The organism is Acinetobacter sp. ANC_7635, from assembly GCF_056779945.1.
Genome location: NZ_JBWYIS010000015.1, coordinates 1 through 15,988, shown reverse-complemented (window position 1 = coordinate 15,988; position 15,988 = coordinate 1). Strand labels below are relative to the sequence as shown.

The following is a 15,988-nucleotide window of genomic DNA, read 5'->3' as shown; positions in this document are numbered from 1 at the left end:
CTTACATGCGGAACACGCCGAACTGAGTTGGTTCAATTGGTGCATTCAATGCAGCAGCCAAACTCAGACCTAAGACATGACGTGATTCTGCTGGATCAATCACACCGTCATCCCACAACCGTGCAGATGCATAATAAGGGTGTCCTTGCTTTTCAAATTGATCACGATAAGGTTGTTTGAATTGATCTTCTTCTTCAGCTGACCAAGTTTCACCACGTTGCTCAATTTGATCACGCTTAATCGTGGAGAGAACACTAGCAGCTTGTTCACCGCCCATCACGGAAATACGTGAATTCGGCCAAGTCCATAAGAAGCGAGGAGAATATGCTCGACCGCACATTCCATAGTTGCCTGCACCAAAAGAACCACCGACCACCAAGGTGATTTTAGGAACATTTGCGGTAGCTACTGCCATGACCAATTTGGCTCCATTTTTGGCAATACCTTCATTTTCATATTGGCGACCGACCATGAAACCGGTGATATTTTGGATAAAGAGCAGTGGAATATTGCGTTGCGTACACAGTTCAATGAAATGCGCACCTTTCTGAGCAGACTCTGAAAATAAAATTCCGTTATTGGCAATGATTCCGACCTTCATGCCGTAGATAGATGCAAAACCTGTAATTAAGGTTGTACCAAAACGAGCCTTAAATTCATCAAGTCTTGAACCATCCACGATACGTGCAATCACTTCACGGATGTCAAAGGGTTTGCGTGAGTCACTCGGAATGACACCATAAAGTTCTTCAGCACTATAAAGTGGTTCTTCAATTTCGGTCTTTAATGCTTTCGGTTCGATATTTAGGTTTTGAACAATATTGCGTGCAATTTGAATCGCATGTTCATCACTTTCTGCAAGATGATCTGCGACACCAGATAAACGGGTATGAACATCGCCACCACCAAGGTCTTCAGCAGTCACCACTTCACCTGTTGCAGCTTTTACCAAAGGTGGACCACCGAGGAAAATCGTGCCTTGATTGCGGACAATAATTGTTTCATCGGACATGGCAGGGACATATGCGCCACCCGCAGTACAACTCCCCATAACCACGGCTATTTGTGCAATACCTTTACTCGACATGCGTGCTTGGTTGTAAAAAATTCGTCCAAAATGATCGCGATCAGGGAATACTTCATCCTGCATTGGCAGAAATGCACCGCCTGAGTCGACCATATAAATACAAGGAAGATGATTTTGTTCAGCAATTTCTTGCGCACGTAAATGTTTTTTTACAGTTAAAGGATAATATGTACCTCCTTTAACTGTTGCATCATTGGCAACGATCATGCATGTCACACCATGCACTTGACCAATACCTGCAACCACACCTGCGGCTGGTACATCGTCAGCATAAACTTGATAAGCAGCGAGTTGACCAATTTCAAGAAAGGCAGTTCCTGCATCAATGAGTTGATCAATGCGCTCACGCGGTAATAGTTTTCCACGTGCTAAATGCTTCTGACGTGCTTTTTCTCCACCACCTAAGGCAATGGTTTGAGCTTGTTTTTTTAAGTCTGCGACCAATTCAAGCATTGCAGCTTGATTGATTTTAAACTCTTCACTACGTGGATTGATTTTACTTTTAATTTCGTTCATCAATGACTTCCTTGTATTAACTTGAATTATCTGGTTTCGTTGAATAACTCACGACCAATTAACATGCGTCGAATTTCAGAAGTTCCTGCACCGATTTCATAGAGTTTGGCATCACGCCACAATCGACCTGTGCTGTAATCATTGATATAACCATTGCCCCCAAGGGTTTGAATAGCTTCACCAGCCATCCAGGTTGCTTTTTCAGCTGAGTAGAGAATGGCACTTGCTGCATCTTTACGTAAACCACGATCATGATCAGCTTTATCACATGCTGCACCCACGGCATAAACCAAAGCCTTGCTTGCCAACCATGTAGAATACATATCCGCAATTTTGCCTTGCATGAGTTGGAATTCACCTAAACATTGACCGAATTGCTTACGTTCATGAATGTATGGGATGACCACATCTAAACATGCATCCATAATGCCTAGTGGTCCACCACTGAGAACTGCACGCTCGTAATCCAATCCACTCATGAGCACTTTTGTACCGTTACCCACACCACCCATGACGTTTTCTTTAGGCACTTTGACATTGTCAAAGAACAGGGGATAAGTATTTGAACCACGCATTCCGAGTTTGTCTAAGTGACTCCCATGACTAAAGCCTTCCATGCCTTTTTCAATAATGAAAGCAGTCATGCCTTTGGCACCAGCATTGATGTCAGTTTTGGCGTAAACCACCAGCACGTCAGCATCTCCACCATTGGTAATCCACATTTTTGAGCCATTAAGTACAAAGTGATCACCATGCTCTTCAGCACGTAATTTCATACTCACGACATCTGAACCCGCATTTGGTTCAGACATTGCCAAAGCACCGACATATTCGCCAGAAATTAATTTAGGAAGATATTTTTGTTTTTGTTCTTCGCTACCATTACGGTTAATTTGATTCACACAAAGATTTGAATGTGCCCCGTATGAAAGTCCAATGGAAGCAGATGCTCGTGAAATTTCCTGCATGACAATGATATGAGCCAAATAACCCAGATTGACACCACCGTATTCTTCACTCACGGTAAGTCCAAGTAACCCCATATCACCAAATTTTTTCCATAAGTGAGCTGGAAATAAGTTGTCTTGATCAACTTGTTGAGCAATAGGTGCGATTTCCTTTGCACAGAATGCAGCTACAGAATCACGTAAAGCGATTAGTGTTTCGTCTAGTCCAAAGTCAATACTCTGTAAATTCATTTTCATTCATCCTAAAATTTAATTTTTATTTCCAGTGAAGCATTTTGTCCTTGCTTGAGAAATACAATACAGTTATTTTTTAAAAAAGTGAATATAGATTCAGAAAATGATTTATAATTCATTTTAGTTGATTGGGTGAACAATTATGAGTTATAAAAGATCCACTTTGATGCAAGAGCGTATGGAGCAAAATCGTCAATCGATACTGCAATCCGCGCGCGAACTTATTGCGGGTGGTGGTTTTAAAGATGCACAAGTGCAAGCGATTGCAGATAAATCTGGTGTCTCGAGTGGTTTGGTCTATCGCTATTTTGAGAACAAAAATCAGATTTTGATTGAAGTGCTTTCACAGGCCATCAAAGGTGAGGTCGATATTCTGAATCAGATTGCAAAAAATGATTGGACTTCGACTGAGAAGTTGACAAAGGCCGTCACTGCTTTCGTAAAACGTGCTCTGAATAGCCCTCAACTTGCATATTCACTCATGTTTGAGCCCGTAGACCCAACGATTGAGCATGAACGTTTTAGAAGTAAGCAACTGATAAAACAATCCATTAAGGAGATTCTTGCCGAAGGAAAGGTCAATGGTGAGTTCGAATTTGAAGATTTAAATACAGCTGCATTATGCGTGGTTGGTGCGATGACATTCGTTGTGATTGAACCTTTAAATCCATCGCGTAATGTGATGTTTGATGACGGTTATAAAGGTTATTTCGTTAAGCAAATTGCAGACTTTTGTGTCAATGCAGTTAAGGCAAAGGAGGAAAATTAATTTAATTCACACAAAAGGATGTCATGTTTAAACGAGTAATCGCGTAATTAATAACGAAATATTGGATTGATATAAGAAAATAGAATCAAGGAGTATGATTCAATGACGCAATTACGACTCAGTTATGCCTATGGCACCAGTGAGCAACCCTTATTGGGTATGACCATAGGCCATAAATTTGATCAAGCATGCCTACAATATGCCGATCAGGATGCTGTGGTCAGTGTGCATCAAAATGTACGTTTGACCTATCAGCAGTTACAAGAGAAAGTAAATGCTTTTGCATGTAGTTTATTAAAAATCGGTTTAGAAAAGGGAGATCGTCTAGCGATTTGGTCCCCTAATTGTGTGGAATGGACGATCGCACAATTTGCAGCCTTCAAGGCTGGAATTATTTTGGTCAACTTAAATCCTGCGTATAAAAGCTACGAGCTAGAATACGTACTCAATCGAGTATCTTGCAAAGGATTGATCATTGCATCGACCTTTAAGACGACCAATTATCAAGAAATTTTGACGCAAATTGCACCAGAAATTTTACATACGACCAATGGCGTTTTAAATGCTGAAAAATTGCCGCATTTAAAGTATTTGATCAAAATAGATGATCAACAACATACTGGGTTTTATCGCTTTAGTGATTTATTGGCTGAACCGACTTCAGAGCAGTTAGATCAACTTAATGAGATAGCATCTGGTCTTCAATTCGATGAAACCATCAATATCCAGTTTACCTCCGGAACGACAGGTAGCCCCAAAGGGACCATGCTGACACACAATAATATTCTGAATAACGGGTATTTTGTGGGAGAGGCAATCAAACTGACTTCTAAAGATCGAGTTTGTATTTCTGTACCGTTATTTCATTGCTTTGGTATGGTGATGGGTAATCTTGCCTGTATTACACATGGATCAACCATGATCTATCCATCAGCTGTATTTAATCCTCTTGATAGTCTTAAAGCGATTGAACAAGAGAAATGTACCGCAGCTTATGGTGTGCCTACCATGTTTATTGCCATGCTTGATCATGAGCAATTTGACGAATTTGATTTGACCACATTACGTACAGGCATCATGGCTGGCAGTCCATGTCCAAAAGAAATCATGAAGCGCGTCATTGAGCGTATGCATATGCGAGATATCACGATTTGTTATGGCATGACTGAAACAGCGCCAGTAAGCGCACAAAGTTCGATCACAGATTCGCTAGAACAACGAGTGAGCACTGTTGGTCGAGTTCATCCACATATCGAAATTAAAATAGTCGATGAACACGGTAAAGTAGTGCCTCGTGGCAAACTCGGAGAGTTGTGTGTACGAGGATACTCAGTCATGCTGGGCTATTGGGATGAAGAAGAAAAAACCCGAGAAGTCGTAGATGTCGCAAAATGGATGCATACCGGTGATATCGCTGAAATGGATGATGAAGGCTTTATCAAAATCAAAGGTCGCATTAAAGATGTTGTGATTCGGGGAGGTGAGAATTTATTCCCTAAAGAGATTGAAGACTTCTTATATAAACATCCGGCTGTTAGCGATGTTCAAGTCATTGGGCTTCCTGACCCGAAATATGGCGAAGAGTTATGTGCTTGTATTATTTTGCATGAAGGACATGAATGTTCTGAACAAGTGATCAAAGATTACTGCAAAGCCAATATCTCACATAATAAAGTGCCACGATATGTACATTTTCTTAAAGAGTTCCCAATGACTGCTTCTGGTAAGGCTCAGAAGTTTAAACTCCAAGAATATATGCGTGAGCAGCTCAATATTTTTGATGAGAGTGCTTAATCGTCATTGAGTAATATTTTAACTTCAAGCTAGAAAAACAACAAAGCCGAACTTAGTTCACTAAGTTCGGCTTAATTTTAAAAAATAGTAGAAGAGCGATATGGCAAAGAATTTTGATCACCCAAAAATCGTAGAAAACTATGATGAACATATCAGGCAGCTCATACCAGGATATGAACTGATGCATCTACATATATTAGCGCTGCTTGAAACTCATCTCAAAGAAGAGGCTAAAATTGCCATTGTCGGGTGCGGAACTGGATTTGAACTGAATTATTTATTAGATCATTTTCCAAAGGCGGAGTTTGTTGTGTTTGATCCATCGGCAGCGATGCTTGAAAAAACAAAACAGATCGTTCAGTTTAAGCAGCAAATGCACCGAGTCATAATTCTGCAAGGTGACACGACGGTGCTCCAGAAATATTCTGAAAATTTTGATGCAGTATTGAGTATTTTGGTTTTTCATTTTGTTTCACATGCATACAAAAAGAGTTTTTTAGGTGATATTTACCATGCTTTGAAACAAGATGGTGTGGTTCTGAGTTTCGATCTGATGCAATTCGAAGAACCAAATGATCAGTTAGTATTAAAAAATTTGGTGACAAAAATAGGATTAAGTGAAAAACAAAGTCAGGTCATGTTGGAAAGAATACATGATGACTTTAATTTAATGACGGTGAAAGAGATTAAGAATCTATACCTTCAGGCTGGTTATCAAAATTTAAGAACTTTTTGTCAAATGTCTAATTTTTATGGATTAAAAGCAGTAAAGTGATAATTTCATATTTAGAATAACCTATTCATTTTATCTTATATGAAAATCGTACAAATGGTTATATATCTAAAATGAAAAAGGATTATGATAAAAGTATTGTTTTATGAATATAAGGATTGTTCATGACCACAGAGACTCAATTTCCACAAACTTCTAATCGTGGAATCGCGGTATACAGTAATAACGCTGAAGCGATTGGTAATACACCGCTCATTCGCATTAATCGTGTAATACAGGGTGGGGCAACAGTTCTTGCCAAAGTCGAAGCACGTAACCCAGCATTTTCAGTAAAATGCCGTGTTGGTGCAGCTTTGATTGCAGATGCAGAACAACGTGGTGTGCTTAAAGCAGGAATGCATATTGTTGAACCTACGAGTGGTAATACTGGAATTGCGCTAGCTTTTGTTGCTGCTGCTAAAGGTTATGACATCACACTGACTATGCCTGCAAGTATGAGTATCGAGCGCCGTAAAGTACTCAAAGCATTGGGTGCTCATTTAGTATTAACCGATCCTGCTAAAGGGATGAATGGTGCTGTTCAAGAAGCAGAACGTTTAGTTGCTGAGAACCCAGAGCTTTATTATTTACCTCAGCAATTTGAAAACCCAGCAAATCCTGCCATTCATGAAACTACAACTGGACCTGAAATTTTTGAAGCAACGGGTGGTAAGGTTGATATTTTAGTGGCTGGTGTAGGTACGGGAGGTACGATCTCTGGTATTTCGCGTTATTTTGAGAAAGTTAAAAATCAATCCCTTTACTCAGTTGCAGTTGAACCAGCAGACTCACCAATTATTGGACAAGCGAAGCGTGGCGAAACACTGACTCCGGGACCACATAAAATCCAAGGCATTGGTGCAAACTTTATTCCTAAGAACCTAGATTTAGATTTGGTGGATGAAGTTATCGCGATTGAAAATCAAACTGCAATTGATTTTGCTCGTCAATCTGCAATCAAAGAAGGGATTTTTGTGGGGATTTCAAGTGGTGCAGCATTAGCGGCCGCTCATGAACTTGCTCAACGTCCTGAAAATGCGGGTAAAACCATAGTGGTGATTTTACCTGATGCTGGAGAGCGCTATTTATCTTCAGTTTTATTCGAAGATATATCAGCAGATTAATGAGAAAGTCAAAGCATTCTAAAAAAACGGTCTTCATGGCCGTTTTTTTGTGATTTATTCGATTCAAACAATTTTAAACTCTTCTTAAGTTACCAATCATTTTAAATTTATTACATCACACGACTATTTTCACAGTTTTGAACGCGATATCTTTAAGCGAATTTTTTCTAATAAAAAAATGAATGAACGACTTTAATCATCCTATTTATATTATCGGCGCTGGTGTTGCAGGATTAAGTTGTGCTCAGCATTTAAAATCAGCAGGATTTAATGTTGTTGTTTTAGAAGCACGTGATCGTATAGGTGGGAGAATACATACACAAAACATTGATGGTCATTGTTTTGACCTTGGTGCATCATGGATACATGGTATTGATAATAATCCGATATGGAAAATTGCAGAGTCCAATCGGATAAGTACTCAAGTTTTTAATTATGATCAAGTGGATTATTTTCATGCCAATGGTCAGCCATTTACCGAACAAGAGAGCTTAGAATTTGAAAAATGCCTTCGTGATGTTCAGAAGGTTTTTCAAAATAAATCAAAAGAGCAGGATATCTCCGCTTTTGAGCAACTTGAGAATGTTTTAGGAAAGATACGTTTTCAACTTCATTATTTTGATCGAGACGTCATCACACAAAAAATTAAGCAGTATTACTCAAGGCTTGCCAATGATCCTTTTGCGACTGATTTAGAGCAATTAGCCCATAATTTTATGGATTTTGAAGGCTACTTCTCAGGCGATGAAGTGATATTTCCAAAAGGTTATGAACAGATTGTTAAAGTTCTGGCTACTGATTTAGAGATTCATACGAATGCAGATATTGTTGAAATCGATCATGACTCTCATCAAGTGCAGATAAAAACAGCATGTGGACAGCTTTACATAGGTTCTCAAGTTGTGGTGACAGTTCCACTCGGTATTTTAAAGCAAGATAAAATTAAGTTTGAGCCGCCTTTGCCTAGTGGATTAGTCCGATCGATTCAAAAGCTGGGTTTTGGATCTTTCAATAAAATATTTATACAATTTTCAAAAGCTCTAGAATTTAATGGGAATGCACTTAAATACAATACGGCATTTTTTTGGGATGAGCGTGAGCTGTATAGTATTTTAGATTTTAGTCGTTTATATAATAAACCGACTTATCTACTTCTCGTTGGAGGTACAAAGTCAGAATGGGTTGATCAAGCAACGGAGCAACAGGTGCATGAATATATCAAGAAAATATTGAAGATTTGCATGCACTCCAATGAAATTCAGAACATCATAATTACCCGCTGGGGGAGTGATCCGTTTAGTTTAGGTTCATTTAGTTTTCCAAAAGTTGAACATACTAAAGATGATGTAGAGATCTTTAAAAAAGAGCATCCAGCGCAAGTATATTTTGCAGGTGAACATTGTCATACCGATTATGCAGGCACTGTGCATGGTGCATATCTGTCAGGTCGTGATACTGCTAATTTAATTATTCGTAATGGCTTAAATATAAAGCTGTAACTGATGTACAGTTACAGCTTTATTTAGTTAGTATGAGTGAGTTGAGAAATTAACCTGAACTCACATTAATACATGTCCATATTCTTCGCGAAGTTTTCTTTTTAGCATTTTTCCAGTGCCGCTAAGCGGTATGGCATCGACAAAAATCACTTTATCTGGAGTTTGCCATTTAGCAATTTTATCAGCATAGTAATCAATGAGTTGTTGTTCAGTGATTTGGCTATTAGGATGTTTAACGGCGATTAAGACAGGTCTTTCATCCCACTTTGGATGTTGTGCTGCGATGACCGCAGCCATCGCAATTTCTGGGTGACCCATTGCGATATTTTCAAGCTCTACAGAAGAGATCCATTCTCCACCAGATTTAATCAAGTCTTTGGCACGATCACTAATATGCAGATAGCCATCAGCATCTATAGACGCAATATCTCCAGTATCAAACCATCCATCACTGGTCAATGGTGAGTCGGACTGACCAAAGTATTTGTCAACAATCCAATGTCCTTTGATTTGTAAATTACCAATAGTCTCACCATCATGTGGAACAAGATCGGTTCCTCTTTCTTCAGACACTAAACGAATCCTGACTCCAAACGGCGGGCGACCTTGGGAAAGACGTAGATTTGCTTGTTGATCCTGAGAAAGTTGTTTATGTTTGGCTTTGAATTGATTGGCAGTGCCAAGTGGACTAGCTTCAGTCATCCCCCATGCATGAATGGTTTCACAATCATATACATCACGGAATGTCGCTAACATGCTTGGTGGGCAAGCCGAGCCACCAATGACATTACGTTTTAAAGAGGTCAGTGAACTGTTCATTGCTTTTGCAGCAATCAACAAGCTTTGCCAAATGGTAGGAACACCAAGTGCAACAGTCACTTCATATTGATCAATGAGTTTAACTAGACTCTCACCATCAAGACCCGGCCCTGGTAATATAATTGAAGCACCTACCATCGCTGCGGCATAAGGTGTTCCCCATGCATGAACGTGAAACATCGGAACTACAGGTAAAATAATATCTTTGGCTGATAGATTGAGTGAGTCAGGTAAGCTGGCCGCTAAACTGTGAAGAACAGTTGAGCGATGAGAATAGAGAGCACCTTTAGGATTGCCTGTTGTTCCAGAGGTATAACATAGTGAACTTGCAGTGGTTTCATCAAATTCAGGCCATGTATATTCTGCAGTTTGACGTGCAATTAAATCATCGTAGAACAAGACTTCGGGTAAGGATTGACGAATCTTTTCATCAGGTGCATCTAAGCAAATGAAATGTTGCACAAGGGGAATATGTGCTTTTATTCCTGTAATCAAAGGTAGGAATGTTTTATCAAAAATAATCGCTTTATCTTGTGCATCATTAATAATGAAAATCAGTTGTTCTGGAAATAATCTTGGGTTAATGGTGTGACAGATTAAACCACTACCAGAAATAGCATACCAAGCCTCTAAATGACGATGATTGTTCCAAGCTAATGTTGCAATACAATCGCCGTGAATGAGTTTAAGTTCATTCAATGCCTTTGCACCACGTTTAGCATTATCCGATACATCGCCCCAATTGGTTTCGTAAAGTGTGCCATCGGTGTTTATTGAAACGATCAGGGTGTCTTTATGAAATTCAGCAGCATGTTCTAGTAAACTGCTGATTAATAAAGGTTGAAACATCATACGTCCGTGCATGCAAAGCTCCTGCTATTGATCATTTAAGTTGTTATTTTGAGTTGATTATACTTATGTAAGGTGAGTGCTCACGATTAACGTAACACTCACTGATGACCTAGAAATACACTAAATTATGCAGTCAGTAAAGAACCAACTAATTTACGGATTGAAACCAAAGGTTTACGCTCTGGAATGATGACACCAGCAGTTTTAAGGTCAGATACGAGTTCTGCACGGAAGTCATTATAGTCAACTTCTGCTGCATGTCGTTGACCGCCTTCAAAGTTGTAATGTGGATGATCTAACTCATGCTGAATCGCTTTTTTCATATCAGCTGGACGTTTATATTTTCCTAAAATTTCCTGACATGCCAAATTGGCTTGATGATCTGAAATTGGCCAAATACAACCTAATGGTTGGAATAAACCAATGAAATAAAGATTGTCATGTTCGGCATGCATCATTTTACGGTAAAGCGGTAATTTTTCAGCATGTTGGAAATCTATAAAATCTTTATCGAAGAAAGGGAAGACGGTCCAGAAACCAGTACAACAACAAATAATATCAAACTCTTGTTGAGTACCATCGACGAATTCTACAATTTTACCATTGAGACGCTTGATCGCTGGTTTTGGTTTGATTTTACCGTGACGCACATAGTCAATGAAGTCAGAGTTCGCCGTTGGATGTTGTGTCAGCATCGGTTTGTCATTTACAGGCAAGCCAAAATCTGCGTAATTTCCACTGAATGCTTTTACCAATTTGGTCAGAATTTTTTGGCGCATTTTGGGCGGAAGTTTTTCCATTGACTTGACGAGTATGTCTGCGGGATGTCCAAACATAAATTTTGGAACAAACCATTGTGGACTGCGCATCGATATATACACATCTTTTGAGACACGTGCTGATTCTACGGCAACATCACAGCCTGAATTACCTGCACCAATGACTAAAATTTTCTTTCCACGCCAGTCGTCATTTACACCTTTAAAATCATGTGAATGCATCCACTTGCCAGTAAATTCACCTTCATACTCAGGGTATTTTGGTTTCCAGTGATGACCATTTGCAACCATTAAATAGTCATATATTTTCTGTTGTTCTTTACCTTGATCATCGGTGTAATCCACCACCCATTTTTTATTTTCATTTTTATGAATATGGTGAATCGTGTGATGAAATTTAATCTTGTCATATACACCAAAATGTTTGGCATAATTTTCAAAATACTGCTGTAGATGATCATGTCGTGGATAATCAGGGTAACTGTCTGGCATTGGATAATCTTCATATTCAGACATTGTACGCGAGCTAATAATGTGTGTATTCTCATAGACTGAAGAATGACCAGTTTTAGAATTAAACACCCAATTCCCACCGACTTTGTCATTTTTCTCGAAGATATCGTATGCAATACCATTTTGTTGACAATTTTTAGCAGCCGTAATTCCTGACGGACCTGCACCAATGATACAGACTGTGTTCATATTCATATCCTTGAATGATGTTCTTTTTATTTATAACCAACTATAGTTGGTTTTATGACTATAATCGATTTATTTTTAAACAGCAAGACAGGGGATTTGTTTAAATGCTTTTTGATGAAATTAAGCTTCCTGTACAAAAAAGAAGTAAAGCAAGGTTAGAACTTGTATTAGAAACAACGAAGAAAATATTAGAAGAACAAGGCATCAATCACTGTACTATTCCCGAAATTGCAGCACAGTCCGATCTTCCTAAGATTACGATTTATCAATACTTTCCAACAGTTAATCATTTGTTCAGCATATTGGTGAAACGTTATTTAGATGAACTGCAGGCCTATGTTTTGTTTAAAAATGAGTGCTATCAAACTTGGTCAACACGTGATATTTGTTTTGATCTAATTTCTAAGGTGGCTGAGTTCTACAATTCAAATCCTGCTGCAAGTATTTTGATTCTGGGTGGGCCAGTACATGTTGATGGTTTTAATTTACAGGAAATCGTGATTGAGAAGATTGCTCATGATTTACAAGCGGTATTTGAGCAGAAAGTACATCCGCTGAAATTGAATAGAAAAGAGGAAGCGGTGTATCTGGTTGAAATGGTTTTTGCATTAATGAAACACAGCTACTATCAGCATCAACAAGTCACTGATGACATTCTAAAAGAATGCCATTTCATCAGTGAATTTTACTTAAGCAGTAAGGGATATAACTACCAACTTTAAAAGTTTATTTTAGTTTTTCCAAAAAATGTTGATGCGCTGTGATGAGTTGATCAAAAACGGGCGAATGGAATAGATCGAAGTGACCGCAGACGAACTCACGATATTCACCTTGTTTTAGTTTTTGTGCGAGTTTACGTGTTGCTTTGATAGGAATAAGTGAATCTAGTTCCGCACCTGACACAAAAACAGGGCATTGAATTTTATGTACGATCATTGTTGGTCGGTATAAACCAATGGTTGCAACGATTCGAGCTGGTACAGCATTTTTCCAATGTATCCCGTCTGGGATCAGTCGATAATATGCATCATAGCAATCTTCACCCGCCAAAATGGCAAACCGATCTTTTGCAACTACAGGCATGGTTTTGACTCTACCTATTTTTGCTAGGGCTAAATCTTGTAATGCAATCATGATTGCAGGCAATAAATATTTTTTCGGATACAGTGTCAAGCTCGCTAAACCATCAACGTGTGGAAAATTAGAGATCACTGCTTTAAAGGTGTGTTCACTTGCTAATGTTAGAACATGCGCACCACTGAACGAATACCCCCATAAAATGATATTTTTTTTCGGGATATAGAATCGGGATTGAATATAGTCGATAACGACGTTCCAATCCTGAAGCTGACTATTTTTATCGACAAGATGCTGAACAGGACCACTGCTTAATCCAAAACCAGAATGATCAAATACGCATACGTTATATCCCAATTCTGCATAAGCTTCAGCGAAAGAGTTTAAGCCACAGCTTTTTTCTCCACCTAAGCCATGAGCCATAATGATGATACTAGAATCTTTTGTGATCGGCTCTGGCATATATAAATCCGCTTGGATTTGATAGCTGCCATTCGGAATGAGTAATTCTTGAGTTTGCATCGTGGTTATCCTTAACATTTTTTTATTTTTTAAACCCAACTCAGGTTGGTTTAAGCATATCGTTATGCAGTATAAAAGTCTATTTGATGTCAAATCGTTCAGAAAATTTTAAGCCTGATTGATTTAAATACATTTTTATTCGATGTATTCGTATGAGTTTTTTCTATCGCAAGCAATGTATCGCCTTAATCTTGAGCTATTTCATTTTGGTCAATCTATTTCCAGTACATGTTGCAGTCGACATGAAATTGATTCAATTAGGCTTAAATTCAAAAGGAGTGTTCTATTTAAAAGATGCATTTTGGCCAAGTGTAGTCGGGCATGAATGGATTAAATATGTGCTAATCGCGATGTACTGCAGTATGCTGATATCTGTAGTCATGGTTGCTCATCCCAAATCGAGAAATCAAAATTTGGAAACCTCTAAAAATTACATCACAATTTTTGCAGTTGCTTTAATTTCAATTATTTTAATAGCGTTGTTCAAATCACAGTCGAACTTGATGTGTCCATGGGATGCAGCTCAACCTCAGGGAATGACAGTTGTCTGGAGTCTCAGTAGTAAAGTTGGGCATTGTTTTCCTGGAGGTCATGCTTCTGCTGGTTTTGCATTATTGAGTGGGTATTTTGTGTTCAGGAGCAAAAAAAGCAAATTAGCTCAATTTTACTTATTGAGTGCAATTCTCTTGGGAATGCTTATGGGATGGACGCAAATGCTCAGAGGAGCGCATTTTTTTAGTCATAATCTTTGGACTGGTTGGCTGATTTGGATGTTCAATGTCGTAATATTTAGTCTAAAAGAAAAGGTTAAATTAGCCTAAGCAATTAATGTAGTTTAATTTCCACTCTCACCAATAAACCACCTAATTGAGGGCTGCGATCAAAGATAAGATTGCCCCCCATACGTTCTACCGCTTTTTCAACAATTGATAAACCTAAGCCACTACCAATTTCTTGATGTTGCTCGACTCGATAAAATCTTTTTTTAATACGTTCATAGAGATCTGCTGAAATTCCTGGGCCACTATCTTCGACTTGAATGATAGCTATATCATTCTCTTGAAATGTCGAAACATTAATGATGCCATTGGGAGGCGTGTATTTAATCGCATTCTCTATTAAGTTGGTTAATATTGAATCTATAGCAGATGAGTAATTTATAATTTGAACGTGTTCATAACGTTCCATACCTAAATCGATTTCTTTGGCTAAGGCTAAATGAATCAATTGTTCAATAGATTGATAAGCACGTTCATCTAACCGAATACTCATTTTTTTCTCGTTACTGGCATTCAATGAATCTTGTTGAGCGAGATTTAAAAGCTGTCCGACCAAATGCTGAGTTCGATGTAAACCATTATTCATTTTGATTAACGATTCGTGATGGGGGAGCTCTTTGAGTAAAATTTTAGTTTGAAGATTTAATGCTGTAATTGGTGTTCTTAATTCGTGAGCGGCGTCTGCAATAAATTGTTTTTGTTCTTGTTGGGCATCAGAGATCCTTTGAAATAATTGATTGATCGCTTGAATGCTGGGTACTAGCTCAATAGGGTACTGTTGAGGGTCAATTACGGTCAGCTCATTTGGTTTACGTGTACTTAATTCGGATTTAAATTGCTCAAATGGAGCAAAATTTCTTCTAATTATAAAACCTAAGCCATAAATCGCGAAAGGCATAATGATTAAATAAGGTAAAAACATGTTGATTGCGAGCTCTATGGCTAAAGCTTGTCGAACAGAGTCTTGTTGGCTCACTTGGACTTGAACAGTTTTCAATGGAATCACATAGGTATGCCATTTACCATAATGATTAGTGTGATGATAAAAACCTGACTTAGCAACTGGCTCAACCAACTGTTTAAACTTTTCGTGTAAATGTGATTGTTGGTCATAGGCCCAAACATCTACAAATAAATAATCTTATATTTATCAGATCAAATGCTTCCATCGTATTGGTTTGCATCATATTTTGAATCTGATCAGCATTAATAATAATGCCTAAACTACTTACAAAATATGCAGACATACCGCCTAATACAATCCAGATACTTGCAAATATCTTTACGTTCAATCTCCAATGAATAAGGTTGAAAATAAAAAAATAAGCAGCTGTGATTAAGACAGATGAACCTATTAAAAAAAGAATTGCTGGGTAACCTTGATAAGGTGTGAGTGAAGTAAGTTGTTTGTAGAACGCAATATTTAAACCAATGCCAACCCATACTGAGAGTACTAAATTGAATAGTGCTAGGCTTATCGTTGGTTTTTTCCATTGCTGAATGATAGATGTGTAGCGCATACGATGAGTTCTAATATTTAACTACGCTGAGATTAGGTTTTATTTCTTAAAATTTACTGAATAAATGATTGAAGTCTAGGACATAAAAAAAGCCAGACTGGTGGAGCAATCTGGCAAAGCGTCAAGATGAGTCACCCGTGACAAGTGATGTTTCCTGAGTTCAGGTTTGAGTTGT

At 38.3% G+C, this 15,988-nt stretch carries 14 protein-coding genes; 7 read left to right on the top strand and 7 right to left on the bottom strand.

Annotated features, from left to right (window positions below; translation table 11 throughout):
- Position 1: 1 nt before the first annotated feature.
- Both AC1M89_RS13075 and AC1M89_RS13070 read right to left on the bottom strand, forming a co-directional pair.
- Complete coding sequence (locus tag AC1M89_RS13075; RefSeq protein ID WP_481614302.1) at positions 2-1,603, bottom strand: carboxyl transferase domain-containing protein; 1,602 nt, start codon at positions 1,601-1,603, stop codon at positions 2-4.
- A 26-nt stretch (positions 1,604-1,629) separates the two neighbouring features.
- Positions 1,630-2,802 (bottom strand): isovaleryl-CoA dehydrogenase, encoded by a 1,173-nt coding sequence (locus AC1M89_RS13070; protein WP_481613563.1) that lies wholly within the window; start codon positions 2,800-2,802, stop codon positions 1,630-1,632.
- A gap of 145 nt (positions 2,803-2,947) precedes the next feature.
- Here AC1M89_RS13070 and AC1M89_RS13065 point away from each other — a divergent pair, with 145 nt between their 5' ends.
- The 5 genes from AC1M89_RS13065 (at position 2,948) to AC1M89_RS13045 (ending at position 8,763) form a co-directional block, all read left to right on the top strand.
- On the top strand, positions 2,948-3,574 hold the full coding sequence (locus tag AC1M89_RS13065; RefSeq protein ID WP_092768402.1) for a TetR/AcrR family transcriptional regulator: 627 nt from the start codon (positions 2,948-2,950) through the stop codon (positions 3,572-3,574).
- Positions 3,575-3,676: 102 nt separating this feature from the next.
- Positions 3,677-5,368, top strand: coding sequence for an AMP-binding protein (locus AC1M89_RS13060; protein ID WP_481592300.1), 1,692 nt, complete (start codon positions 3,677-3,679; stop codon positions 5,366-5,368).
- Positions 5,369-5,468: 100 nt separating this feature from the next.
- The gene (locus tag AC1M89_RS13055) at positions 5,469-6,143 is read left to right on the top strand and encodes a class I SAM-dependent methyltransferase (protein ID WP_481592301.1); all 675 of its coding nucleotides are present in this window, start codon (positions 5,469-5,471) and stop codon (positions 6,141-6,143) included.
- Between the two features lie 122 nt (positions 6,144-6,265).
- Positions 6,266-7,264 carry a cysteine synthase A gene (gene cysK, locus AC1M89_RS13050; protein ID WP_481592302.1) on the top strand — a complete coding sequence of 333 codons (999 nt, stop codon included), beginning with the start codon at positions 6,266-6,268 and terminating at the stop codon, positions 7,262-7,264.
- Between the two features lie 182 nt (positions 7,265-7,446).
- Positions 7,447-8,763, top strand: a complete 1,317-nt coding sequence (locus tag AC1M89_RS13045) for a flavin monoamine oxidase family protein (protein WP_481614301.1) — start codon at positions 7,447-7,449, stop codon at positions 8,761-8,763.
- A gap of 60 nt (positions 8,764-8,823) precedes the next feature.
- On the opposite strand, the gene AC1M89_RS13040 is transcribed toward AC1M89_RS13045, so the two are convergent.
- Complete coding sequence (locus tag AC1M89_RS13040; protein WP_481614300.1) at positions 8,824-10,446, bottom strand: long-chain-fatty-acid--CoA ligase; 1,623 nt, start codon at positions 10,444-10,446, stop codon at positions 8,824-8,826.
- Positions 10,447-10,559: 113 nt separating this feature from the next.
- On the bottom strand, positions 10,560-11,915 hold the full coding sequence (locus AC1M89_RS13035; protein WP_213032621.1) for a flavin-containing monooxygenase: 1,356 nt from the start codon (positions 11,913-11,915) through the stop codon (positions 10,560-10,562).
- 104 nt (positions 11,916-12,019) lie between these two features.
- Between AC1M89_RS13035 and AC1M89_RS13030 the strand changes: the two genes are divergently transcribed.
- Positions 12,020-12,637, top strand: a complete 618-nt coding sequence (locus AC1M89_RS13030) for a TetR/AcrR family transcriptional regulator (protein WP_035270045.1) — start codon at positions 12,020-12,022, stop codon at positions 12,635-12,637.
- 4 nt (positions 12,638-12,641) lie between these two features.
- Here the strand turns inward: AC1M89_RS13030 and AC1M89_RS13025 are convergent, their stop codons facing one another.
- Positions 12,642-13,514: an alpha/beta hydrolase gene (locus AC1M89_RS13025; RefSeq protein WP_481614299.1), complete on the bottom strand. Its 873-nt coding sequence runs from the start codon at positions 13,512-13,514 to the stop codon at positions 12,642-12,644.
- A gap of 152 nt (positions 13,515-13,666) precedes the next feature.
- Here AC1M89_RS13025 and AC1M89_RS13020 point away from each other — a divergent pair, with 152 nt between their 5' ends.
- Positions 13,667-14,335, top strand: a complete 669-nt coding sequence (locus tag AC1M89_RS13020) for a phosphatase PAP2 family protein (protein WP_481614298.1) — start codon at positions 13,667-13,669, stop codon at positions 14,333-14,335.
- Positions 14,336-14,339: 4 nt separating this feature from the next.
- Here the strand turns inward: AC1M89_RS13020 and AC1M89_RS13015 are convergent, their stop codons facing one another.
- Both AC1M89_RS13015 and AC1M89_RS13010 read right to left on the bottom strand, forming a co-directional pair.
- Complete coding sequence (locus AC1M89_RS13015) at positions 14,340-15,368, bottom strand: ATP-binding protein (RefSeq protein ID WP_481614297.1); 1,029 nt, start codon at positions 15,366-15,368, stop codon at positions 14,340-14,342.
- A gap of 34 nt (positions 15,369-15,402) precedes the next feature.
- A complete protein-coding gene (locus AC1M89_RS13010) occupies positions 15,403-15,813 on the bottom strand; it encodes a phosphoethanolamine transferase domain-containing protein (protein WP_481614296.1) in 411 nt (136 codons plus the stop codon).
- Positions 15,814-15,988: the final 175 nt, after the last annotated feature.